General features: G+C 71.9%; 17 protein-coding genes and 4 tRNA genes. 3 read left to right on the top strand and 18 right to left on the bottom strand.

From position 1 onward, the window contains the following. Positions 1 to 22: 22 nt before the first annotated feature. The 15 genes from LPT13_RS10120 to LPT13_RS10050 form a co-directional block, all read right to left on the bottom strand. On the bottom strand, positions 23 to 1624 hold the full coding sequence (locus tag LPT13_RS10120) for a DUF512 domain-containing protein (RefSeq protein ID WP_242166181.1): 1602 nt from the start codon (positions 1622 to 1624) through the stop codon (positions 23 to 25). 243 nt (positions 1625 to 1867) lie between these two features. Beyond that, positions 1868 to 2467 carry a GNAT family N-acetyltransferase gene (locus LPT13_RS10115; RefSeq protein ID WP_242166179.1) on the bottom strand — a complete coding sequence of 200 codons (600 nt, stop codon included), beginning with the start codon at positions 2465 to 2467 and terminating at the stop codon, positions 1868 to 1870. A gap of 176 nt (positions 2468 to 2643) precedes the next feature. Further along, complete coding sequence (ispH, locus tag LPT13_RS10110; RefSeq protein WP_242166176.1) at positions 2644 to 3759, bottom strand: 4-hydroxy-3-methylbut-2-enyl diphosphate reductase; 1116 nt, start codon at positions 3757 to 3759, stop codon at positions 2644 to 2646. 1126 nt (positions 3760 to 4885) lie between these two features. Next, positions 4886 to 5749, bottom strand: coding sequence for a lysophospholipid acyltransferase family protein (locus LPT13_RS10105; RefSeq protein WP_242166175.1), 864 nt, complete (start codon positions 5747 to 5749; stop codon positions 4886 to 4888). A gap of 155 nt (positions 5750 to 5904) precedes the next feature. Beyond that, positions 5905 to 6579, bottom strand: coding sequence for a (d)CMP kinase (cmk, locus tag LPT13_RS10100; RefSeq protein ID WP_242166173.1), 675 nt, complete (start codon positions 6577 to 6579; stop codon positions 5905 to 5907). Then, positions 6580 to 7935, bottom strand: a complete 1356-nt coding sequence (gene aroA / locus LPT13_RS10095) for a 3-phosphoshikimate 1-carboxyvinyltransferase (protein ID WP_242166172.1) — start codon at positions 7933 to 7935, stop codon at positions 6580 to 6582. Further along, complete coding sequence (locus LPT13_RS10090; RefSeq protein ID WP_242166171.1) at positions 7925 to 9130, bottom strand: prephenate dehydrogenase/arogenate dehydrogenase family protein; 1206 nt, start codon at positions 9128 to 9130, stop codon at positions 7925 to 7927. The genes aroA and LPT13_RS10090 overlap by 11 nt, the downstream gene beginning before the upstream one ends. Before the next feature lie 174 nt (positions 9131 to 9304). Continuing rightward, complete coding sequence (locus tag LPT13_RS10085; protein WP_242166170.1) at positions 9305 to 10651, bottom strand: ABC transporter substrate-binding protein; 1347 nt, start codon at positions 10649 to 10651, stop codon at positions 9305 to 9307. Then, positions 10648 to 12843 carry a hybrid sensor histidine kinase/response regulator gene (locus LPT13_RS10080; RefSeq protein ID WP_242166169.1) on the bottom strand — a complete coding sequence of 732 codons (2196 nt, stop codon included), beginning with the start codon at positions 12841 to 12843 and terminating at the stop codon, positions 10648 to 10650. The genes LPT13_RS10085 and LPT13_RS10080 overlap by 4 nt, the downstream gene beginning before the upstream one ends. Before the next feature lie 251 nt (positions 12844 to 13094). Further along, complete coding sequence (locus LPT13_RS10075) at positions 13095 to 13916, bottom strand: pseudouridine synthase (protein ID WP_242166168.1); 822 nt, start codon at positions 13914 to 13916, stop codon at positions 13095 to 13097. Between the two features lie 6 nt (positions 13917 to 13922). After that, positions 13923 to 14819, bottom strand: a complete 897-nt coding sequence (gene scpB / locus LPT13_RS10070) for an SMC-Scp complex subunit ScpB (RefSeq protein WP_242166167.1) — start codon at positions 14817 to 14819, stop codon at positions 13923 to 13925. Between the two features lie 3 nt (positions 14820 to 14822). Further along, positions 14823 to 15617, bottom strand: coding sequence for a segregation and condensation protein A (locus LPT13_RS10065; protein ID WP_242166165.1), 795 nt, complete (start codon positions 15615 to 15617; stop codon positions 14823 to 14825). Between the two features lie 9 nt (positions 15618 to 15626). Beyond that, entirely contained in the window at positions 15627 to 16313 is a 687-nt protein-coding gene (locus LPT13_RS10060) for a site-2 protease family protein (RefSeq protein ID WP_242166163.1), read from the bottom strand. A 57-nt stretch (positions 16314 to 16370) separates the two neighbouring features. Then, on the bottom strand, positions 16371 to 18443 hold the full coding sequence (gene abc-f, locus LPT13_RS10055; protein WP_242166160.1) for a ribosomal protection-like ABC-F family protein: 2073 nt from the start codon (positions 18441 to 18443) through the stop codon (positions 16371 to 16373). Between the two features lie 114 nt (positions 18444 to 18557). Next, positions 18558 to 18632 (bottom strand) — tRNA-Val (locus LPT13_RS10050). 190 nt (positions 18633 to 18822) lie between these two features. Here LPT13_RS10050 and LPT13_RS10045 point away from each other — a divergent pair. Next, positions 18823 to 18897 (top strand) — tRNA-Ile (locus LPT13_RS10045). 67 nt (positions 18898 to 18964) lie between these two features. On the opposite strand, the gene trpS is transcribed toward LPT13_RS10045, so the two are convergent. The 3 genes from trpS to LPT13_RS10030 all read right to left on the bottom strand — a co-directional run bounded on the left by trpS (position 18965) and on the right by LPT13_RS10030 (position 20323). Beyond that, positions 18965 to 20011, bottom strand: a complete 1047-nt coding sequence (gene trpS / locus LPT13_RS10040; protein WP_242166159.1) for a tryptophan--tRNA ligase — start codon at positions 20009 to 20011, stop codon at positions 18965 to 18967. Positions 20012 to 20095: 84 nt separating this feature from the next. Next, positions 20096 to 20171, bottom strand: a tRNA-Lys gene (locus tag LPT13_RS10035). A gap of 75 nt (positions 20172 to 20246) precedes the next feature. Continuing rightward, positions 20247 to 20323, bottom strand: a tRNA-His gene (locus LPT13_RS10030). Positions 20324 to 20566: 243 nt separating this feature from the next. Between LPT13_RS10030 and LPT13_RS10025 the strand changes: the two genes are divergently transcribed. Together LPT13_RS10025 and LPT13_RS10020 are read left to right on the top strand one after the other, a co-directional pair. Beyond that, positions 20567 to 22072 carry an NYN domain-containing protein gene (locus LPT13_RS10025; protein WP_242166157.1) on the top strand — a complete coding sequence of 502 codons (1506 nt, stop codon included), beginning with the start codon at positions 20567 to 20569 and terminating at the stop codon, positions 22070 to 22072. Between the two features lie 126 nt (positions 22073 to 22198). Next, on the top strand, positions 22199 to 24244 hold the full coding sequence (locus LPT13_RS10020) for a cation:proton antiporter (RefSeq protein WP_242166156.1): 2046 nt from the start codon (positions 22199 to 22201) through the stop codon (positions 24242 to 24244). Positions 24245 to 24266 lie beyond the last annotated feature (22 nt).

The following is a 24266-nucleotide window of genomic DNA, read 5'->3' as shown; positions in this document are numbered from 1 at the left end:
CCCCTCCGGCGCGGGCGGCCGCCTAGCAGGCGTCCGGCGCGGCCAGAAGGGCGATGATCTCGGTCAGGTATTCCTGGGGGTTACAGGATACCACGGCGAGCGGCGCGCCCGCCTCCTTCTCCACAGACGGCACGGTCATGTCATCGAGGGTGACGCCGGCGTCGTTCAGGATGACGCGCGGGACGACGTAGAGGGGGGACGGGGAGCCGCCCGCCCCCTCCGCGCGGATGGCGGCGGCGATGTCGCGGCCGGCGAGCAGGCCGGTCACGGTGACGTTGCCGCCGTAGAAGCGGTTGCGCACCGTGAGGGGCACGACGCGGCCCGCAAGCGGACTTTCCGCCAAGAGCGCGTCGAGCCAGGGCTGCATGGCCTCACCCACCACCAGGCGCACGGGGCGCCCGGCCGCGTCGATGGCGGCCGCGGCGCGCGCGGCCAGACCGCCCTCGCAGGCGGCGGCGAAGTCGTCGACGTAGGAGCGGATGATGCCGATGCCGTCCTCGAACAGGCTGAAGTCGCCGTAGTCCGCGGCCGGCGGGACGTGGGCCGGGGTGTCGGCGAGGTAGGCGTTGCGGTAGAACTCGTCGGCGGCGAAGACCCACGGCGTGCCGCGCTCGGCCAGCGCCCGGCGCTGGAAGGGCTCGATGTCGGCGAGCACGGCCGCGGCGGCGTCGGGCGCGTCGAAGCTGCGCTCGAGGCGCTCCTGGTGGCGCGTGTAGCCGAGCGGCACGATGCCGACGTCCACGATGCCGGGGCGCGCGTAGGCCCACGCGAGCGTCTCGCGCAGGGCGTCGCCGTCGTTGACGCCCGGCATGAGCACGATCTGGCAGTGCGCCTCGATGCCGGCGGCGAGCAGCCGCTCGAGCGCGTCCAGGCCGTGCTGGGCGTGCCGTCCGATCATGCGCCGGCGCAGGTCGGGGTCGGAGGCATGGAGGCTCACGCGCAGGGGGCTCATGCGCTGCTCGACGATGCGCGCCTCGTCGTCGGCCGTGAGGTTGGTGAGCGTGACGAAGGTGCCGGCCAGAAAGCTCAGGCGGAAGTCGTCGTCGCGCAGGCTGAGCGAGGCGCGGCTACCCTCGGGCAGCTGCCGCATGAAGCAGAACACGCAGGCGTTGCGGCACAGGCGCACGCGGTCGAAGACGACGCCCTGGAACGTGACGCCCCAGTCCTGGCCGCACGCGCGCTCGAGCTCGACCTCGCCCTCCTCACCGTCGAGGTCGATGTAGCCCACGCGCACGGTCTCGTCGCAGGCGAGCCAGCGCCAGTCGACGATGTCGCGCAGGGGCGCGCCGTCCACGGAGGTGAGGTAGCAGCCGGGCTCCAGGCCGACCTCCCACGCCGGGGAGCCCTCCTCGACCGCCGCGATGAGCGCCGCGGGCCCGGGATGCGCCGCCGCGGCCCGGTCGGCGGCCGTGGGCGCCGCGGGGGCCGGGCAGGCCGCCGGGGCGTGCGGGGCGGCGGGCGCGGCGGGGTCGAGCGCGCCCGAGGCGGCGGGGTCGAGCGCGTCCGGGGTGGGGGCCGGACAGGCCGTCGGGTCGCCCGGGGCGTCCGGGGCGCCGGGCGCGCCGGCCCGGGCCGCGTCGCGCGCCGCCTGCCGCTCGATGTCGTCTGTGGGATAGATCGCCATGGCCGCGATTATACCGGTTCGCACGCCCCGGGCGCGCCGACGTCATCGCAATCGGACGCCCTCTTTGCAAATCGCGGCGGTTTTGCACCGTCTTCACGAAGTCTGCCAGCGCGACGCCCGGATGGTTGCGAACAAAACCCCAGGTCAGCAAAATTCCTTACGGCGCAAAGGCGCCTCCAACGGCTCACCGCGAGTGCAGAACCGTCGCGATTTGCAGAGAGGCGCGTGTTTGCCGAGTTCTCCCTACAGCTCCCACTCGTAGAGGACGAAGTTGGGCTCGGCGGGGTTGTCGTAGTTGGCGTCGTAGGCCAGGCGGTGGGCGCCGCGACAGGCGAGGCCGAGGCGCTCGTAGGCGCGCTGGGCGCCCACGTTGCCCACGAGGGTGTCCAGGCGGATGACGCGGCAGCCGCGGGCGCGCGCCGCCTGGGCCGCGGCCCCCATGAGCGCGCGCATCAGCCCGCGGCCGCGCAGGTCGGGGCGCACGGCCAGCAGGTGGACGACGGCCACCTCGCCGGCGATCGCGTCGACGCCCCAGGGTACCGCCTCGTAGCCGGGCGCGCACTCCCCGTTCAGGATGAGCGCGCCGGCCAGGCGCTCCGCGCGCCCGCCCTCGCGGGCCGCGATGAGACCGCCCCCGGCGATCGCGTCGGCGAGCATGGCGCGGGAGGGGTGGACGCCCATAGCCCACCGCGGGTCGTTGTCGGTGCCGGCCGCAGCCTCCTGCGCCGCGGCGTAGAGCGCCATCAGCTCGTCGACGAGCGCGTCCGTGCCCGCCGGCCCGAGGGCAGCGGCGTCCGCGGGCGCGATGGCGAAGGCGGGATCGGCGGGGTGACGCTCGGGCATGGGAGGCTCCTTCTCGCGGGTACCCGCCCAGTATAGGCCATCGCCCGCATCGCCAGGCTCCGGCGAGGCGCCGTCCGCGCGGCCGCGGCACCGCGGCACGCACGCCGTCGACGCGCAGGCGGGAGGCGCGCAGGCGCGGGGCCGGCACGAGCGCCCAGCCGTCCAGTCGGCGGCGCCTACAGACTGCGGAGACGGGCCTCCACGGCGGCTATCTGGTCTTCGGGGGTGGAGGCGCCGGCGGTGACGCCGACGCGGGCGCAGCCGGAGAACCAGGCGGGGTCGAGCTCGTCAGCGGACTCGATGTGGAAGGCGCGCGGGCAGCCCTGGGCGCAGATCTCGGCCAGGCGCGTCGTGTTCGACGAGTTGCGCCCGCCGATGACCACCATGGCGTCCACCGTGCCGGCCAGCTCGGCGGCCGCCTGCTGGCGCTGGCCCGTGGCCGAGCAGATGGTGTTCTTCACCAGCGGGTCGAGCCCGCGCTCGCGCAAGGCGGCCACCACTGCGTCGAGGTTCTCGCGACGCTGGGTGGTCTGGGCCACCACGCCGATGGGATCGTAGAGCCCCTCGGGGATGTCGTCGGGACCGGCCACCACGTCCACCTTGCCGCCGGCCTCGCGCGCCCAGGCGGTCAGCCCCTCCACCTCGGGATGACGCGCCTCGCCCAGCACCACCACGCGGCAGCCCGCGCGGGCGAGCTCGGCGGCGGCGTGCTGGGCGCGGGACACGTGCGGGCACGTGGCGTCCACCAACGTGAAGCCGGCCTCCTCCACGGCGTCGAGCACGTCCGGCGTCACCCCGTGGCTGCGGATGACCACCGACGCGGGCGCACCGGCGGGTGCGTTGGGCGTCGCGGGGGCGGCGTCGGCAGGGGCGGCAGACGCGGAAGCAGGCGCGTCGGCGAGGGCAGCGGCAGGGGCGGCGTCGGCCCAGAGCGCCTCGAGCACGCCCGCGGCCATCCCGCCCCCGTGCGGGACGGCGGGCGCAGATGCGCTCGGCGCGGCGCCGGCCGGGGCCGCGCCGACGAGGGCGGGGGCGGATGCGTCGGCGTCGCGGGCGTCTCGGCGGGCGGGCGCGCCGCCAGGCGCCAGGGCCGCCTCGCGGGCGGCCACCTCCCCCACCGACCCCACGGCCTCGGCGCCGCGGGCGGCCAGGTCGGCCACCACCTGCGGGTTGTGGATGAGCGGCCCGAGCGTGTAGGCGCGCCCGCCCGCGGCCAGCACCTCGTCGGCCATGTCGAGGGCCCGCTGCACCCCGTAGCACGCCCCCGCCTTGCCCGCGCGTATGACCTCCATGGCTGCTCCCTTCGCCCAACTGGCCGGGTCGGCCCGGCATCCTCGGCGGCGGCCCCGCCTCGGCGCGCCCGCCGCCCCGCTCGACAGCGCATCCCTCCCTGGAGCCGCCGTCGACCCGCCTGTCAGCGCACGCCGCCTCGGCGCCGCTGCCGCTTTTCTCGACTTATCACACCGAAAAGCACCGCGATTCGGCGCGCTGGGAAGTTAGCCGCGGCTCTTTCCAGGCGAAACGCCCCGGCACGCCTTCCCGGCCTTCCAAGCTGCCCACGCGGCGGTGTGATAAGTCGCATTTTCCAGCATGACGATGTGATATCGCGGGGTTTCGGGCAGATCTTGCCAAAAAATACGGGATATCACCCCTTCCATCGCCCGCGGAGGCGGACGCATGGGCTCTCCCGAATCCGCAGGCGCTCCCGCTGCGCGCGAGGGCTCCCACGACACGCATACACCCGGCGCGCTCTCGAGAATGGAGGGGACGCAGCGCAGGCACGGAACGGCGAGTTGCGCGGGCATGGGGGCATAGAAGCGCGACAGAGGCGACGCGGCACACGACAGCCGACTGAGCCCGAATCCGCAGGCGCAACCGCTGCGTGCGGAGGATCCCACGAATCCACGGACGGACATTACCGCTGTACGCGATGACCCTCACGATGCGCATGCACCCGGCGCGCTTACGGGAATGGAGGAACGCAGACGGGAACGGGGCGGCCGGCTACGCGGGAATGGGGCGACATAGGCGAAGCGGGGGCTCCCCCGAATCCACGGACGGACATTACCGCTGCACGCGAGGGCCCTCACGATACGCATGCGTCCGGCGTGCTTTCGGAGGACGCAAGGGACGCCTACGCAGAACAAGGCGGGAGACGGGATTTCTGGCCGTTTTGGCCATGAATTCCGCGATGTCTAGCGGGCAACCCCCCTCCCCTGCTCGCCATCGCGGAGTTTTCCCAGGTCGTGCGCGCGAAGAAGAGGCCCTGCGCCGCCGAAGCGCTCCTTCGCTGCGGAATTCATGGCCAAAACGGCCAGAAATCACCTCGTCGCCGCCAATCCCCCCCCGCCGACGGGCCGCCCGCGCGCCTCAGGCTCCGCGCCCGCAGTGCTCCGCGAGACGCCCGCGGGCTTGGGGCTATGCGTCGGCGGCGGCCTGCTCGCGGGCGGCGCGCTGGGCGCGGATGCCGGCCACGATCTCCTCGGTGGTGTGGGTCGGCACCGGGTGCTCGGCGAAGACGGCCGCGTAGTCGCGGGCGTGGGGGAACAGCTCGTCCATGCGCACCTCGGCGGCGGGGATGCGCAGCGACAGCGCGAAGACCTCGCGCATGGCGTACCAGGTGCAGCCCTCGAGCCGCTCGTCCTTCGGCAGGAAGTCGAAGTCGCCCAGGAGCAGCGGGCTGCCGTACTCGATCGTCACCTTGGGGAAGCGGAAGAAGCGCCCCTTCTCCTTGATCTTCTCGGCGTTGCGCACGGTCATGGGTAGGATGGGCGCGTGGCCCATGCGGGCGATGAACGCGGCGCCGGCGTGCAGCTCGGGCTCGGTGTCGCTCTTGCCGCGGCGGGTGCCCTCGGGCATGATGCCCACCACCTCGTCGCGCTTGAGCATGGCGGCGGCGCGCTTGATGGCGGTGCGGTCGGCCGAGTCGCGCTTGACGGGGAAGGCGCCCACGCGCGTGAGGATCTGCCCCACCAGGCCGTGGGCGTTGGCGAAGAGGGTGTCGCGGCCCATGAAGCGGATCCACTGGGAGGGCCGGGCCGACAGGTACATGAACACCACGTCCAGGAACGACGTGTGGTTGCCGATGACGACGACGCCCGTCTCGCCCGCGAACCCGCGCAGGGCCTGGCGGTTGTCCACCCGGTAGCGGAAGCACACCTTGAACACCGCGCCGAGGAACGCCCACAGGACGTTGCCCAGCCAGTGGGGCATCTGCCTGGCGTCGGACGTGCCCCCCAGGGGCATGTCCCACATCTGCTCTGATGACAGGAACAGGCTCACGGCCTCCCGCCTCCCTTCCATCGCCCGACGCGCCGCCCGGCACGCCCAACGCGGCGCACTCGGCGCACCCGCCCGCGTCGCCGCCTGACGCAGCACGCCCAGAGCGCCTCGCCCGTGCCCGGCGCACCCGCGCGCCGGGCGCGGCGCCGTCCGCCCTAGGCGCGCGCCTCGTCGGCCAGCGCGCAGATCTCGTCGATCACATCCTCGATGTAGCGCCCCGTCGAGTCCAGGCGCACGGCGTCGTCGGCCGGGCGCAGGGGCGACGTGGCGCGGCTCGAGTCGATCTCGTCGCGGCGGCGCAGGTCGGCCAGCACCTCGTCGTAGTCGATGGAGCCGATGCCGCGGTCGACGTTCTGGCGCACGCGGCGGTGCGCCCGCTCCTCGTCCGACGCGGTGAGGAACACCTTCACCGGCGCCTCGGGGAACACCACCGTGCCGATGTCGCGGCCCTCGACCACGTAGTCGCCGGCGCGCCCGATGCGGCGCTGCTGCTCGACGAGCGCCTCACGCACCGAGGGCGCGGCCGACACGGGGCTCACCGCGCGGTCGATCTCGGCGGTGCGGATGGCGTCGGTCACCTCGACCCCGCCGATGAAGACGCGCTTGGGCACCGGGTCGCCCTCGACGTGCCCGAAGGCGATCTCGTGGGTGCGCGCCACCTGCCCGAGCGCGGCGTCGTCGTCGAAGGGCACGCCGTCGGCCACGGCCTGCCAGGCGATGGCGCGGTACATCGCGCCGGTGTCCAGGCACGAGAACCCCAGCTTCTTCGCCACCGCCTTGGCCACGGTGGACTTGCCGGCCCCGGAGGGCCCGTCGATCGCGATGATCATCTACTTCGCCAGCCTTTCCATGTCGTCGAGGAAGTTCGGGTAGCTCACGGCCACGCAGCCGAAGTCGCGCACCGTGACGGGCACCTGCCCGGTGAGGCCCACCAGCGCCCAGGTCATGGCCAGGCGGTGGTCGCCGCGGGAGTCGAAGACGAGCCCCGCGGGCACCTCGAGCGCCGGGTCGCCCTCGACGCACAGGTCGTCGCCGTCCTCCCAGGCCTCCACGCCGAGCAGCGCGAGCCCCTCGATGATGGCGGCCAGGCGGTCGGTCTCCTTCACGCGCAGCTCGGACACGTCCTTGAAGACGGTGACGCCGCGGGCGCGGGCCGCCACCAGCGCGAGCACCGGCACCTCGTCCACGAGCGAGGCGATGTGCTGGGCCGGCACCTCGCAGCCGCGCAGGACGGGCGTGTAGGCCACGTCGATGGCGCCGCGGGGCTCCTTGCCCTCCTGGCCCTCGTGGCGCACCGCGATGTCGGCGCCCATGCGCTCGAGGGTGCGCACGAAGCCGGTGCGCGCGGGCGCGAGGCTCACGTTCTCCACCGTGAGGCGACTGCCCGGCCGCATGAGGGCGGCGCACACGGGGAAGGCGGCCGAGGAGGGGTCGCCCGGCACCGTCACGTCGGCGGCCGTCATGGCGGCCGGCCCGGTCACCGACGCCAGGCGCGCGGCGGCCGTGGTGGGCACGCCGAACTCCGGCAGCATGAGCTCGGTGTGGTTGCGCGACGGCGCGGGCTCGCGCAGCGTCGTGGTGCCGTGGGCGAAGACGCCGGCCAGGAGCACCGCCGTCTTGAGCTGGGCCGACGCCATGGGCGCGTCGTAGTCGATGGCGCGCAGGGCGGCGCTGCCCGTCTCCGTGAGGGGCAGCGTCTCGCGCCCGGCGGGCTCGAAGCGCGCGCCCATCTTCATGAGCGGCGCGGTGATGCGGCGCATGGGGCGGCGCTGGAGCGACTCGTCGCCGGTGAGCTCGACGGTGACGGGCCACGGGGCCACAACGCCCATGAGCAGGCGCGCCGTGGTGCCGGAGTTGCCGCAGTCGATGGGGCCGGCGGGCTGGCGCGGGCCGGCCGCGCCCCAGCCGGTGACGGTGCCGGCCAGGCTGCCGTCGGGCTGGACGGCCAGGTCGGGCGCGGCCCCGAGGGCGTGCACGGCGCCGATGGACGAGCGCACGTCCTGGGAGTCGAGCACGCCGGTGAGGCGGGACGTGCCCTCGGCCATGGCGGCGAAGATGACCGCGCGGTGCGAGATGGACTTGTCCCCCGGCACGCGCGCCTCGCCTGCGAGCGGGCCGCACAGGGGCTCGATGAGGGTCTCGGGGCCGAAGGCGCGCGGGGCGCCGGGGGCGGGGCTAGTCGACATGGGCGTACTCCTTCACCAGGATGGGGCTGAACGACACGGAGAAGCCGGCCTTGATGAGCTGGAGCGAGAGCTGGCCCACGTCCCCCTCGTCGGTGAGGATGAGGGAGAGCACGGCGTTGCCCTCGGACACGTGGTCGATCTCGATGGACTGGATGTTGCAGCCGACGGAGCTGGCGATGGTGGTCACCTCGGCCACGACGCCGGCGCGGTTGACCATGGGCACGCGCACCTCCAGCAGGTTGTCGGTGGAGGGCACCCAGGCGGCCGGCAACGCCCGGCGGGCGTCGGCGGCCTGGACGAGGAGGTCGGTGAACGCACCGCGGTCGCCGGCCTCGAGCGCGTCGACGAACGACCCGATGATGCCCTGCATCTCCACGAGCCCGTCGCGCAGGGCGGCCGCGTTGTCGAAGGCGATGCCGCACCACAGCTTCGGCGAGCCGGCGGCCACGCGGGTGGTGTCCTTGAAGCCGCCCGCGGCCAGGCGCATGAGCGACTGGGTGTCGTCGGCGTGGCGGCTGGCCAGCTCGACGAGGGAGGACGCCACCATGTGCGGCACGTGGCTCACGATGGCCACGGCGCGGTCGTGCTCCTCGCGGCGCAGCGACACGACGCGCGCCTCCATCCCGGTGATGAGCTCGTGGAGGCGCTGGAAGTGCTCGGGCACCGTGTCGGCGTCGGGGCAGAGGATCCAGTTCGTCCCCTTGAACAGGTCGGTGCGCGCGCCGTCGACGCCGTTGACCTCGGACCCGGTCATCGGGTGGCCCGGCACGTAGTTACGCGGCTCGGGCAGAAGGTCGGCGGCCGCCTCGAGCACGTGGGCCTTGGTGGAGATGGTGTCGGTGACGACGCCGTCGAAGCCCCAGTCGGCCAGCGCGCGGAAGTAGTCGTCCACGCAGGCCACGGGCGTGGCGATGACCACCAGGTCGCAGCGCTCGCGCACGAAGTCGGCCAGCGCCGGGTCGTCCGGGGCCAGGGCCCGGGCCGTCCAGCCGCGCTCGGCGGCGAGGGCGCGGGCGCGGGCGTCCACGTCGACGCCGACGACCTCGGCGTCGGGGAAGGCCTCGGTGACGGCGGCGGCGAGCGAGGCGCCGATGAGGCCCAGGCCCACGATGGCGATGGCGTCGAAGGGCTGGCGGCGCGCGGCGTCGGCGCCGGGGGTGTCGGCGGCCGCGGGGGCCGCGATGGGATCGGTCACGGTTCTCTTCCGTCCTCGGGTGGGGGCTCGCGGGCGGGCCTTCCCGCTCGCGGCGCGCGGGCGGGCCTCCCCGCCCCGCGTGCGACGCCCTATCGTAGCACCATCGGCGGGCGCGGCCAGGGCGAATGGCGCGAATCCGGCAAGTTTCCGGGCTGCGGGGCCCGCGCTGCGGCGCTAGGGGTGCAGCTCGCTGGCGGCCCAGCCCTCGTCGATGGCGCGGTTGCACTGCCCGTCGATGGCCGCGGCCACCTCCTCGGGGGTCGCCTCCCCGCGCAGGAGGTCGGCCATGCACAGGTAGAACACCTCGCGCACGCCGCGGGTGTTGGGGTTGGTGCCGGTGAAGTCCACCACGTTGCGGGCGTTGGCGCGGAACAGGTCGAAACCGGGGATGTCGTCGCCGTAGCGCTCGGCCACCGCCTGGGAGGCCGGCAGCGTCCCCGCCGCGTAGTCGAGCCACCCGGCGTCGCCGTAGACGTAGGCGATGAAGTCCTTGGCCGCCTGCACCGTGCGCGCGTCGCCGTTGTCGAACACCTCGAAGCCTGACACGAACGTGGTCGCGCAGCCCTCCGGGCCCGGGCCGGGGAAGTTGACCAGCCCGATGCTGTCGCCGTAGCGCCCGAGCGACACGTTGTTCACCATGTAGATGGCCAGCTGGCCGTTGCGGAACAGGCTCGAGCAGTCCTCGATCTCCAGGTTCTCGGCATGGGGCGGGTACCAGCCCCGCGCCACGCCGTCCTGGAGCCACCGCAGCGCCTCGACGCCGGCGGGCTCGGACAGGGCGAAGCGGCCCTCGTCGTCGAAGAAGGGCGACCCGGCGCTGCGCAGGAGCGTCATCACGTGGGTGTCGCCCTGGGAGCTGTGGGCGTACATCATCATCGGGAACGTGCCCTCGGGCAGGTTGGCCGCCAGGGCGTCGAGCACCTGCTCCCACTCCTCGCGCGTCCACGACTGGATGACGCCGTCGCGCACGTAGCCGTCGAGCCCCGCGGCGTGGAAGAGCTCCTTGTTGTAGGCCAGCACGTTCTGCCGCGCCAGGTACGGCATGAGGTAGGTGCGACCGCCCACCTCGCTCATGGACCACAGGTAGTCGTAGACGTCGGCGCGCACGGCCGGGTCGATGACGTCGTCGAGCGACACCACGCGCCCGCTGTGGACGTAGGTGGATATGTTGAAGTAGTCGCCGTAGAGCACGTCGGCGGCCCGCGGCGTGTCGAAGCAGCCCACGACGGCCTCGTCGTAGCGGTTCTGCTCGAAGACCTCCACCTCCACCTCGACCGGCGGCCCGTCGTAGGAGGCGGCGAAGTCCTCGGCGGCGGCGGCGATCACCTGGTCGATCTGGGTGACGTCCGGGTCGAAGGACACGCTGTGGCTCGTGCGGGGCACCTTGATGGTCAGGTGCACCGGCTCCTCGGCCGGCCCGCAGCCGGCCGCGGGCAGAAGCGCGCAGGCGAGCGCCGCCGCGGCGGCGAGGGCGGCCAGGCGCCGGGCGGCGCGGGCGGAAAAGCGGGGGCGGGCGCTCATGGGCGGCTCCTTCCCACCTCGGCGAGCTTCTCGAGCATCACGCGCACGTCGAGCGGCTTGGCCAAGAAATCGTCCATGCCGCTGGCGAGCGCGCGGGCGCGGTCCTCGGCGAAGGTGGACGCGGTGCAGGCGAAGATGCGCACCGCCGCGGCGTCGGGGCGGTCGAGCGCGCGGATCTCGCGGGCCGCGCCGCAGCCGTCGAGCACGGGCATCTGGGCGTCCATGAGGATGGCGGCGTAGGAGCCGACGGGCGAGGCGGCGAAGGCATCGACCGCCTGGCGGCCGTCGGCGGCCACGTCCACGACGTAGCCCTCCTCCGCGAGGATACTCGAGATGATGTCGGCGTTGAGCTCGTTGTCCTCGGCCACGAGCACGCGCACCGCCGCGGCCGGCGCCGCGGGCGCAGGCGGCTCGGCGGGCGCGCCGTCCCCGGCCGCAGACGCGGGCAGGCCGTCGGCCGCCCCGCCCCCGCCAGCGGGCGCGCCCGGCGCGTCCTGCGCCCCCGCGTCCCCGGCCGCGGCGGCCCGGGGCATCGTCACCCGCACGGTGAAGCATGACCCCTCGCCCAGGACGCTCTCCACCGAGAGCTCCCCGCCCATCTGGGTGACGAGCATGTGGCTGATGGACATCCCCAGCCCGGTGCCCTTCTGGCTCTCGGCGTTGCGGTTGCGCTCCTGGGTGAACGCGTCGAAGATCTGCCGCTGGAACTCGGGCGTCATGCCGCAGCCCGTGTCGGCCACCGTGATGACGGTCGTCACGCGGCCTCCCGGCGCCGCCTCCTGCGCGGCCCCGAGCGTGACCGCGCCGCCCTCGGGCGTGAACTTCACGGCGTTGGACAGGATGTTCATGAGCACCTGCTCCAGGCGCACCTCGTCCCCCACCAGGCGCGGCCAGGGCAGCTCGCCCCCCTCGCGCCGGAACTCGACGCCCTTGGCGGCCATCGGCCCGCGCTGCATCTCGCAGGCGCTCTCGATGAGGGCGCCCATGTCGAGGGGCTCGTGGCACAGGACCACCTTGCCCGCCTGGAGCTTCGACACGTCCAGGATGTCGTTGACGAGCGCCAGCAGGTAGCGGGCGGCGCTGCCGAGCTTGCGCACGTGGGCCTCCATGGCCTCGCGGTCGTCCAGGTGGCGCTCCATCAGGTGGTTCAGGCCGATGATGCCGTTGAGCGGCGTGCGGATCTCGTGGCTCATGTTCGACAGGAACTCGGCGCGGGCGGCCGCCTCGGCCTTCGCCGACACCGAGCGCTTCATGAAGCGGAAGATGAGCAGCAGCATCACCCCGAGGGCCACCACCACGGCCGCGAGCATGAAGGAGGTCATGGTGATGAACGGGGCGAATCGCTCCTCGAACACATGGGAGGGCACGGCCATGATGAACGACCAGGTGGTGCCCTCCACCGGGGCGAAGCTCAGCACCAGGTGCTCCCCCTCGGCGTTGGTGCAGTCGATGGTGAAGCTCTTCCCCTCCGATATGTTGCGGCGCACGTCGTCGATGGTCACGCCGCCCTCGATGCTGCCGGCGAGCAGCATGTCGTAGAAGTTGTCGCGGCCGGCCAGGTCGGTGGCGGCCGAGGCGCCGACGATGTAGTAGCCCTGGGAGTTGACCACGCTCGACACGCCCTGGCCGTCGAAGCTCTCGATGAGCAGCTGGTTGCGGATGGCGCCCACGTCGCTGCGGCCGAGGATGGCGACGAACTCGTGGCCGCCGAAGGCCACGCCGGTGAGGCGCACCCCGTAGACGAGCGACTCCTTGGTCGTCTCCAGCCGGCCGTTCGCGTCGTCGTAGAGCATGACGAAGTGCTCGCGGCCGTCGGCGAGCATCTCGTCGTAGGCGTGGTCCGCCGCGGCGATGCGCACGTACGAGCTGCTATAGAGCGTGCCGTCGGCGTCGAGCAGGTACAGCGCGTCGAACACCCCCGACGAGGCGGCCTCCAGGTTCAGGCGCTCCTGGGCCACGAGGACGTCCTCCACGTCGTAGAGCTCCATGCGCTCGGCGGCCGAGATGAGGCGGCCGTAGCAGTCGTCGAGCGACCCCTCGATGGTCTCGACGTCATGGCAGGATATCTCGTCGACGGTGGTCATGAGGTTGCTCGCCACGGTCGCGGAGAGCTGGGCCAGGTAGACGCAGACGGCCAGGGCCACCACGGCGATGGTCGCGGCGAACGCGATGATGTACCTCCTGCGCGCCAAAGGCCCCTCCTCCCCGAAGCTCCCGCGGCGTGATCTTCCCACCGCCCAGTTTAGTACCGTTTCGTTACCGAGACGAAGGGATGGCGAAAAACGTAACCTTCGGCTTACCTTTGGGGTGGGCGGCGAAGAGCGACGCGCGCGGTTCGCGCCCTGCGGGCGCGCGCGAGGAGGGAGCAGGGCGGACGGCGGAGGACGGCGCACACGGTTCGCGCCCCGCGGGCGGCGCGGGCGCGCTGCGCCCTCCTCCCGCGCTAGGCCGAGGCGTCGCGCAGGGCGCGGACCTCCTCGCACGTGAGCTCGCGCCACTCCCCGCGCGGCAGGCCCCCCAGGTCCAGCGGGCCGAGCGCCTGGCGGTGCAGGGCGATCACGGGATGGCCCACCGCCTCGAGCATGCGGCGCACCTGGCGCTTGCGGCCCTGGCGCAGCTCCACCACCACGTAGGAGCCCCCGCCCGCAAGCGCCTCCCGCGAGCGCCGGCCGCCGTGGCGGCGCGCCCGCCCGCTCGCCCCGGCGCCGTCCCCCACCGCCGCTGCGGCCCAGGCGGCCTCCTCGCCGCGGGCCACGTGCGCCCGCGCGGGCAGCGTCAGGCCGTCGGACAGGCGCACGCCGCGGCGCAGCTGGTCGAGGTCGCCCTCGTCGGGCGTGCCCTCCACCAGGGCGACGTAGGTCTTGGGGACGTGGCGGCGCGGGTGCATGAGGGCGTGCCCCAGCTCGCCGTCGGTGGTGAACAGCAGAAGGCCGGTCGTGTCGGCGTCCAGCCGCCCCACCGGGTAGAGCCCCGGCAGCTCGCCGGCGGGCACGAGCCCGGCCACGGTGGGCCGCCCCTGGGGGTCGTCCATGGTGGTCACGTAGCCGGCCGGCTTGTGGAGCATGAGGGTGACGGCCTCCCGCGGCGGGGCGACGGGCGCGCCGTCCACCGCCACCGCGTCGGCATCCGGGTCCACCTTCACGCCCAGCTCGTCGGCGACGTCGCCGTTCACCGTCACCCGCCCCGCCGCGATGAGCTCCTCGGCATGGCGCCGCGACGCCACCCCGGCCCGCGCCAGGAACTTCTGGAGCCTCACCTCGCCCATGGGGCGCTACTCATCGTCGGTCTCGAAGGTGAGGGCGTCGAAGTCGATCTTGTCGACCACGCCGAGCGTCGAGGCGATGGCCTCGGCGAACATCGCCTCGGCCGAGCGCGCGCCCGCCGGCGCGTCCGGCTCGGCCGGCGCCCAGGCCGCCACGGCCGCCCCCTCGGCGAGCGCGACGGCGCCCCCCGCGGCCACGGCGCCCAGCGTCGCCGCCGCGGCGTCCGGGCCGAGCAGGGCCTCCTCCTCGAACAGGAAGGCCTCCTCGTCGCCCTCGGCCAGGTCGGCGGCCATGAGGCGCGCCTGCTCATCGGTGACGCCGGCCTCGGACCGGGTGGCGCTCAGGCGCTCGGTGATGAGGCGGCGCGTCTCCTCGTCGGGCGCGAACTCGGCCAGGTCGGGCAGGTCGGCGGGCGAGCGCAGCCCGAACTTCTCCAGGAAGGCGCGGGTGGTGGCGTACAGCGTCGGGTTGCCCGGGGTGTCGGCGGTGCCGGCCTCGCGCACGAGCCCCTTCTCCACCAGCGAGTTGACCGCGCTGTCCGAGCTCACGCCGCGCACCGACGCGATGCCGGCGCGGGTGACGGGCTGGGTGTAGGCGATGATGGCGAGCGTCTCCATGGCCGCGCCCGACAGCTTGCGCGTGTCCCACGACAGCACGTAGCGCTCGATCAGCTCGTGGTAGGCCGGGTGCGTGAACAGCCGCCAGCCGCCGGCCACCTCGCGCAGCTGGATGCCGCCCTCGCGCGCGGCCAGGTCGTCGCGCAGCTCGTGGCAGGCGCGCTCCACCAGCGCCGGGTCGCACTCCAGCATGTCCGCCAGCGCGATGACGCCCACCGGCTCGTCAGTGACGAAGAGCATCGCCTCGACGGCGCCCTTGACCTGCGCCTCCTGCAGTCCCTGGAACATGGCTTATCCCTCCTCGCCCACGGAGGTGAGCCCGTCGGCCCCCTCCAGGTTGAGCTCTCCCGAGCCCTCGATGTAGTCGATGGCGATGTCGCCGAACGCGTCGCGCTGCTCGAGGCGCACCATGGACCGCTTGTACAGCTCCAGGATGGCCAGGAACGTGACCACCACCACGGCCGGCGCCGTGGACTCGCTCACCAGGTCGGAGAACATGAGGTGGCCGCGGTTCACGATGCGCTGGTGGATGGCGCGCACGTGCACCTCCACGGGGATGGGCTTGGCGGCGATGTGCTCGGACTCCAGCAGGAACACCTCGCGCCGCGCCATGGCCGCCGCGGCCAGGAGCGCCAGCGAGTCGACGGTCACGCCGCGCAGGAAGTCGGGCATGAGCGCCAGAAACGGCGCGTCCGGGCCGAAGGGGCGCGTGTGCATGCGGCCCTCGGCGATGAAGCGCGCGTGGAGCGCCGCCGACGCGTTCTTGAACTTCTTGTACTCCAGAAGGCGCGCCACCAGGATGTCGCGGGCCTCCGACGGCGCGAGCTCGGCCAGCTCCTCGTCCACCTCGTCGCGCGGGCGCGGGATGAGGCTCTGGGCCTTGATCTCCAGAAGCGTCGAGGCCACCAGCAGAAAGTCGCTCGCCACGTCCAGGTCGAGGTCGTCCATGTGGGAGACCTCCTCGAGGTACTGGTCGGCGATCTCGGTGATGGAGATGGCGCCAATGTCCACCTTCTGGCGGCTGACCAGGTACAGCAGAAGGTCGAAGGGGCCCTCGAAGCTCTCGATGCGAACCTTGTACGACACGGGCGCCCCCTAGTAGATGCGGAACGGGAACAGCAGGTTGCCCAGGTTGCCGGCCGTCGCCCCCAGGTACCACGAGAACGGGTTCACGTGGATGAGGTAGGGCAGGAGCACCACCGCGACCATGAACACGGGGAAGGCATACTGCTGGATGCGGTAGTACTTCGGCAGGTACCGAGCCGGGATGAGCAGGGCGAAGATGGACGAGCCGTCGAGCGGCGGGATGGGCAGCAGGTTGAAGAACATGAGGAACAGGTTCACGAGCGCGAACTGCGGAAGGAACCACAGGTAGAAGTAGGAGAACAGATCGTTGGAGAGCAGGCCGCCGCGCGCCGGGTCGAGCAGCAGCCACGCCACCGCCGCCGCGACGCAGGCCATGGCCAGGTTGGCGGCCGGGCCCGCCAGGCCCACGATGACGTCGCCTCTGCGCGGGTCCTTGAAGTAGCGCGGGTTGTAGGGCACGGGCTTGGCGTAGCCGAAGACGGGCATGTTCATGAGCATGAGCATGAGGGGCAGGATCACCGTGCCGAAGGGGTCGATGTGCTTGAGGGGGTTGAGCGACAGGCGCCCCGAGCGCTTGGCCGTGGGGTCGCCGAGCTTCCACGCCGCGAAGCCGTGGGCCACCTCGTGCAGCACGAGGGCCGGCACGAAGCTCAGGATGGAGCAGGTGATATATATGAGTTCGATGTTGCTGGACATAGCTTGACAGTGTACCCCAACGGGGGCGCGACTCCTGCCGCGCCCCGAAAATCCACGCTAGGCGCGCTCCTGCTGGCGGGCCATCTCGGCCTCGAGCTCCTCGGTGAGGGAAAGCCACTCCTCCTCGGCCGCGGCCAGGCGCCGCTTCAGGTCAGCGTGCTCGGCGATGGCGTCGGAGGAAGCGTCCTCGTTCACGTAGAAGCCGGGGTCGGCCATGAGGGACAGGAGCTCTTCCATGCGCGCGTTGTCGCGCTCCATCTGCGCGTCCAGCTCGGCGATGCGCTTGCGGTGGTTCTTGAGCGCGGCGTAGGCGCGGTTGCGGGCCTCGGCCTCGCGGCGCTTCTGCTCCTTGGTCTTGGGCGCGCTCGCCTTGGGCGCCGTGAGCGGGGCGGCGGCCGGGGCCGGCGCGGCCGCGCGGTCGCGGCGCCGGTTGACGGTCACCGTCGTCTTGGCCCCCTTGGCGGGGCGACCCGCCGCGCCCTCGTCGAACACGTCGTCGACGAGCGACCGCTCGGCGGGCGCGGGCCCGTCCAGCTGGCCGGACTTGTACAGGTAGTAGTCGTAGTCGCCGTCGTAGCAGGTGATCTTGCCCGGCTTCACCTCCACGATGCGGTTGGCCACCGAGCGGATGAGGTGGCGGTCGTGGGTGATGAACAGGATGGTGCCCTCGAAGTGGCGCAGGGCCTGCTCCAGGATGTCGGCGCTCGCGATGTCGAGGTGGTTGGTCGGCTCGTCGAGGCACAAAAGCGGCTTGGGCGCCACGAGCATCTTGGCGAGCGCGAGCCGGCTCTTCTCGCCGCCGGAGAGCACGCCCACGCGCTTGTCCACCGCGTCCCCGCTGAAGAGGAACGCGCCCAGGAGCGTGCGCACCTGCGATATGGACCAGCCGGGCGCCACGTGGTCGAGCTCCTCGAACACGGTGTTGCCGGCGTGCAGCTCCTCGAGCTGGTGCTGGGCGTAGTAGGTCAGGCTCACGTTGACGCCGTAGTCGATGGTGCCGGCGTCGGGCGCCATCACCCCGGCGATCATCTTGAGCAGGGTGGACTTGCCCGCGCCGTTGGGGCCCACGAGCGCCACCTTGTCGCCGCGGTACATCGTGAAGTCCTGGCCGTCGTAGACCGTCTTCTCGCCGAAGCGCTTCACCAGGCCGCGGGCGCGCACCACCTCGTCGCCGGTGCGCGGCGGCTGCTGGAAGTTGAAGCGCACGGTCTTCCTCTCCTCGGGGATGACCGGCAGCGTCTCCTTGATCTTCTCGATGCGCCGCTCGCGCTCCTGGGCCTGCTTGGCCTTGGTGGCCTTGTAGCGGAAGCGGTCGACGAAGGCCTGGAGGTGCGCGATCTCCTCGAGCTGCTTGGCGCGCTCGGCCTTGAGGCGCTCGAGGCGCTCCTCGCGCGCGACGAGGTACTTGGAGTAGTTGCCCTTGTAGAGGTTGACCTGGCCGTTGTCGATCTCGGCCACGCGGTCGACCATGGCGTCCATGAAGGCGCGGTCGTGGCTGACCACGATGACGGTGCCCTCGTAGCCGCGCAGGAAGCCCTCGAGCCACTTGACCGACTCCAGGTCGAGGTGGTTGGTGGGCTCGTCGAGCAGCAGCACCTCGGGGTTGCGGATGAGCAGCTTCGCGAGCGCGATGCGCATCTGCCAGCCGCCGGAGAACTCGTCGGTGGAGCGCGCCATGTCCGCCTCGGCGAAGCCCAGGCCGAACAGCACGCTTCTCACCTTGGCCTCCAGCGAGTAGCCGCCCATCATCTCGTAGGCGTCCCGGGCCCGCCCCACGGCCGCCAGCTGCGCCTCGGTGGGGTCGCTGCCCAGCTCGGACTCCAGCTTGTGCAGGCGCTGCTCGGCCTCGAGCACCTCCACCTGGCTGGAGAGCACCTCCTCGAACACGGGCAGCCCGCCCATCTCGATGGCCTCCTGCTCGAGGTAGCCCACCCGGGCCCCCTTGGCGAACAGGATGCGCCCCTCGTCGGGGTCGTCCTCGCCCGAGATGATGTTCAGGAGCGTCGTCTTGCCCGCGCCGTTGGGCCCCACGAGCGCCAGGCGGTCGTACTCCTCCAGGCGGAAGGTGACGTCGTGGAACAGCTGGCGTCCGCCGTAGGACTTCGAGAGGTGCTCGGTTTGGAGGATCATGGCGCCCTAGCCTCTTCCTGGTCGGGCCCGCGCGGCGGCGCGGGGCCGCGGGCGTGGGCGCCCCGCGGGCGCGGGGCATAAGAAAGGCCCCTCCGTGGAGGGGCCTGCTGTTCATGGTGGTCGCTACAGGATTTGAACCTGTGACCCCCGCCGTGTGAAGGCGATGCTCTCCCGCTGAGCCAAGCGACCGGATGCGTCCTCAGGGCTGCTGCCCGATGACGTTCGATTATTCTAGCCTTCCCCCGCCGGCGGCGCAAGGGGTAAGTTTGTGGAGAAACGAAGGGGGCGGGCCGCCCGCCTCCCCGCCGCCGGCCCGCGTCCGTCGCGCCCGGCGCGCTTTTAGGCTAGAATAGCCGATGCGCCGCCGCGAGGCGGACGCGGGCCTGTAGCTCAATGGTGGAGCAGGGGACTCATAATCCCTTGGTTGTCGGTTCGAGCCCGGCCGGGCCTACCAGCGAAGACGAGGGGCGCCCCCAGGGGCGCCCCTCTTGCATGTATATGTGCGGACGCGGGCCGGGCGGCTAGTACACCATGCCCATGGCGGCGCGCACCTCGTCCAGGGTGGCGTCGGCGATCTCGTTGGCGCGGCGGTTGCCCTCGCGCAGGATCTCCTCGATGTAGCCCGGATCGGCCTCGAGCTCGGCGCGGCGGGCGCGGATGGGCGCCAGGTAGTCGTTGACGGCCTCGGTCACGTAGGTCTTGAGCGCGCCGGAGCCGGCGTCGGCGATCTCGGCGGCGATGGCCTGCTCGTCACGCCCGGTGCACAGCGCCGCCGTCGTCAGCAGGGCCGACACGCCGGGGCGCGCCTCCTTGTCGAAGGTGATGAGGCGCTCGGAGTCAGTCTTGGACTTCTTGATGAGCTTGGCCGTCTCCTCGGCGGTGGCCGACAGCGCGATGGCGTTGCCGTAGCTCTTCGACATCTTGCGGCCGTCCAGGCCGGGGATCTCCACCGCCTCGGTCAGAAGGCCGTGGGGCTCGGGGAAGACGCGGCCGTAGCGCTCGTTGAAGCGGCGCGCGATCTGGCGGGTCTGCTCGATGTGGGGCAGCTGGTCCTTGCCCACCGGCACGACGTTGCCCTTGCAGAACAGGATGTCGCAGGCCTGGTGCACCGGGTAGGTGAGCAGAAGCCCCGTGAGCGCGTGGCCCGACGCCTCCTGCTCGGACTTCACCGTGGGGTTGCGCAGGAGCTCGGCCTCGGTGACGAGCGAGAGGAACGGCAGCATGAGCTGGTTCAGGGCCGGCACGGCGGAATGGGTGAAGATGATGGTGCGCGCCGGGTCGATGCCGCAGGCCAGGTAGTCGATGACCATGTTGCGCACGTTGTCGGCGATGTGCTCGGTGGTGTCGCGGTCGGTGATGACCTGGTAGTCGGCGATGATGATGCGCGAGGTGACGCCGGCGTCCTGCAGGCGCACGCGCTCACGGATGGTGCCGAAGTAGTGGCCGAGGTGCAGGCGGCCGGTGGGGCGGTCGCCCGTGAGCATGACGTACTTCTCGGGGTGGACGGGAAGGTCCGCCTTGATCTCGTCGCTGATCTTCCTGCTCGCCTCAAAGGTATCGCTGGCCATGGCCCCTCCTCGTCGTCGGCGCGGCCCCTGCGGCCGCGCGGCATGAAAAAGGCCCGCCGCGAGCGCGACGGGCCTGGTCAATCGTGGTGCTCCGTGAAGGACTCGAACCTTCGACCTTGGGATTAAGAGTCCCCTGCTCTACCAACTAAGCTAACGGAGCACGTGTCTGCGCAAAGCGCCTTGCTATTGTAGGCGAACCCCCTTGAGGGCGCAAGCCTCAATTTCAAAAGCGCGCTGGGGTGGATGATGGGACTCGAACCCACGATCTCCAGAGCCACAATCTGGCGCCTTAGCCAACTAGGCCACACCCACCATTTTGCGCAAGGCGAAATTATAGGCCCTCGCCCCCGCTCGCGCAAGGGGCGTTCCCCAAATTATAAGAATCTCATCCGAATTGGCGATTGACCGGGTGAAAGCCCCGATCAAGGGGTATTATCAGAGGCTAGCGCGCCCAGATGGCGGCCCTTCCGGCCCCTCCCCTGCCCCGCGCCCCTCGCCGCCCGCGCCGCCGCGGCCGGGCGAACGCCCCCCTACTCCGAAGGAGCCCGCTCACCCATGGAACCCAAGTCTTCGTCGGACAAGCGCTTCGCGCTGCTCATCGACGCCGACAACGTATCGGCCAAGTACATCAAGCCCATCTTGAACGAGCTGTCGAAGTACGGCACCGTCACCATCAAGCGCATCTACGGCGACTGGACGCTCACCCTGCACGCCAAGTGGAAGGACGCCCTGCTGGAGAACTCGCTCACCCCCATCCAGCAGTTCGGCTACACCTACGGCAAGAACGCCACCGACTCGGCCATGATCATCGACGCCATGGACATCCTCTACGGCGACAACGTGGACGGGTTCTGCCTCGTGTCGTCCGACAGCGACTTCACGCGCCTGGCCAGCCGCCTGCGCGAGAGCGGGCGCACGGTCATCGGCATGGGCGAGAAGAAGACGCCCACCCCCTTCCGCCGCGCCTGCGACATCTTCACCACCCTCGAGCTTCTGCTCGACAGCCGCAAGGGCGACCGCGGCAACGGCAACGGCGCCCCGGCCATCAGCAAGGCCGAGGTGGAGCAGGCCGTCGTCGACATCATCACCGACAACCAGAACAACGGCAAGTCCACGGGGCTCGGCGAGGTGGGCAGCCGCCTGCAGAAGCGCTACCCCGACTTCGACGTGCGCAACTACGGGACGAACCTGCTCTCCAAGCTCCTCGACGAGTTCACGCGCGTGGTCATCACCAAGGACCGCAGCTCGGTGACGGTGGAGCTGGCCGACGGCCACCACGACGACGAGGCCGCGCCCGCGCCGGAGCCGGCCGCCGCCGAGGCCGCGCCCGCCGAGGAGGCCCCCGCGGCCGAGGACGCCGCCTCCCAGGACGGCGCCGCCCGCCGCTCGCGCCGCGGCCGCTCGGGGCGCCGCGTCAACGCCCGCACCCGCGACGAGGAGGCCGCGGCCGAGGAGGAGACCGTCGTGGAGGCCGTCGAGGAGGCGCTCGAGGCGATCGACGAGGCCGCGGCCGAGGCCGTCGCCGAGGAGGAGGCCGCGCCCGAGGATGCGCCCAAGCGCAAGCCGACCCGCCGCGGCCGGCGCGGGGGCCGGCGCCGCAGCGGAGGCGACGCCGCCGAGGCGCCGGTGCCCGAGGACGCCGCGCCCGCCGAGGAGGCCGCCCCGGCCGCCGAGCCCGAGCCCGAGGCGCAGCCCGCGCCCGCGGCCGACGAGGCCGCCCCGGCGCCCGCCAAGCCCAAGCGCGCCCGCAAGGCCCCGGCCAAGAAGGCAGCCGAGAAGAAGCCGGCCGCGGCGAAGAAGGACGACGCCCCCAAGCGCCCGGTGGGCCGCCCGCGCAAGGCGCAGCCCGCGTCCTCGCCCGAGGACTACATCGCCGAGCTCGTCCGCAAGGCCGGCGCCAAGGGCATCGGCGTCACCCAGCTGAGCAACGACGTGCGCGCCCGATTCAAGGACTTCAAGGTGCGCGACCTGGGCTTCCCCCAGATGCGCGCCTACCTCGAGGGCCAGCCCGGCTTCGCCGTCGAGAAGGAGGGGCGCACCTTCACCGTCCGCGCCCGCTAGCCGGCCGCGCCCTCAACCCCGCTCAAACCGTGAAGAGCCCGCGCCCCGACCCGGAGGCGCGGGCTCTTCCCTTACAATAAGGGTAATCATCGCCCGCACGGAAGCAACGAAAGGGGGAATCAGCCCGTGGCGACGCTCACCCTGTGCCTCCTGCTGCTCGCCGCCGTCCTCGTCTCCTCCGTCATCGACCAGATCGTCCCCAAGGTATCGCTGCCGCTCATCCAGATCGGCCTGGGGCTCGTCATCGCGCTGATCGCCTCCACCAACATCACCATCGCGCTCGACCCCGAGCTGTTCTTGGTGCTGTTCATCGCGCCCCTCCTCTACGACGAGGCGAAGAACGCCGACAAGGCGGCCCTGTGGGCCCACATCAAGCCGGTTCTCTCGCTCGCCATCGGGCTGGTGGTGGCCACCGCCCTCATCATCGGCTTCACCCTCAACCTCATCATCCCCTCCATCCCGCTGTTCGCCGCCTTCGCCCTGGGCGCGGCGCTCGGCCCCACCGACGCGGTGGCCGTCACGTCGCTATCCAAGGAGGTCAACATCCCCGCGCGCCAGAAGTCGGTGCTCAAAGGCGAGCTGCTCCTGAACGACGCGTCGGGCATCGTGTCGTTCCAGTTCGCCATCGCAGCGGGCGTGACCGGGTCGTTCTCGCTGCTCAACGCCACCGAGGTGTTCCTCCTCGAGTTCTTCGGCGGCCTGGCGGCGGGCGTGGTGCTCGGCCTCATCGGCAACTTCATCGTGCGCCGCGTGCGCGCCATCGGCGTGGAGAACACCACCTTCCACGTGCTGTTCGAGGTGTTCATCCCCTTCCTCGTGTACCTGATCTCCCAGGCGCTCCACGTGAGCGGCATCATCGCCGTGGTGGTGGCGGGGCTCATGAACGTCATCTCGCCGCGGATGATGGGGCCGTCGGTGTCGCGCATGAACATCGTGTCGTCGAGCGTGTGGCGGGTGCTGTCCTTCGCGCTCAACGGGGTGGTGTTCGTGCTCCTGGGCACGCAGCTGCCCAACGCCATGCGCCGCACCTGGGACGACGTGTCCATCTCCAACGGCACCCTCATCGCCTACGTGGTGGGGCTCACGTTCCTGCTGCTGGCCATCCGCTTCGCCTGGGTGCTCGCCATGGACTGGGTGCACGCGCGCCGCGGCGAGCGGCGCCGCTTCACCGCCCACGACGCCAAGATGGCGCTCGTCACGACGCTGTGCGGCGCGAAGGGCACCATCACGCTGTCCATCATGTTCACCATCCCCATGTACCTGTCCTACGCCACGGTCGACCACCCGGCCATCCGGTTCCCCCAGCGCGACCTGCTCATCTTCCTGGCCTGCGGCGTCATCGTGTGCACGCTGCTGCTGGCCACCTTCGTCGTGCCGCTGCTCTCGCCCAAGCCGGCCCGCAAGGAGTCGGAGCAGGAGGTGCATGACCGCGACACCGCCTGCTACATCGACATCCTGCGCGCGGTGATCGAGGAGCTCACGGCGCGGCAGACGCCGGAGAACCGCGGCGCCACCCGCGCCGTCATCCGGTCGTACAGCGACCGCATCGAGCAGATCAAGGAGAACAACGACATCGAGAGCGAGTCCGACGTGGGGCTGCGCCTCCAGGCCCTGGCCTGGGAGCGCGAGCGGGCGCTCGAGCTCATCGAGGAGGACGCCGTGGCGCCCGTGGTGGGCTACCAGTACCTCGGCCGCCTCGACCGCACCGAGCGGCTGCTGCGCCACAGCAGCGACCGCACGTCGTTCCAGCGCTACGTCCTGCGCCTGCGCGCGCTCCTGCGCCGCGGCCTGCACGCCTTCATCCGCGAGCTGCCGAGCGCCGCCACCCCCGCCCGGGCCGATGAGCTGCGCCAGCTCCAGCTCGACTGCGTGAACTACGCCATCGCGCTTCTGGAGATCACCCTGTCGGACAGCTCGGTACCCACCGAGGACGCCACGGCGCTTCTGCTCGAGTACCAGAACGCGCGCCTGACGCTCCAGGAGCAGCGCCCCACCATCACCACCGCCTTCAAGGTGGTGAACCGCGCCGAGGACGTGCGCCGGCTGGCCCTGAGGCTCGAGCTCGAGCAGATCCAGGCCAAGTACGAGGACGAGTGCCTCTCCCGCGAGGGCGCCAAGCGCATGCGCGAGAACGTCAACCTCATGCAGCTCGACCTGGAGGACAACGTCTAGCGCCCCTCCCGCGGGGCACGTC

The sequence above is a fragment of the Adlercreutzia faecimuris genome, from assembly GCF_022669055.1.
Taxonomy (GTDB): Bacteria; Actinomycetota; Coriobacteriia; order Coriobacteriales; family Eggerthellaceae; genus Enterorhabdus; species Enterorhabdus faecimuris.
Note: the sequence above shows the minus strand (reverse complement) of the source record. Positions and strands in the feature narration are given on the sequence as shown.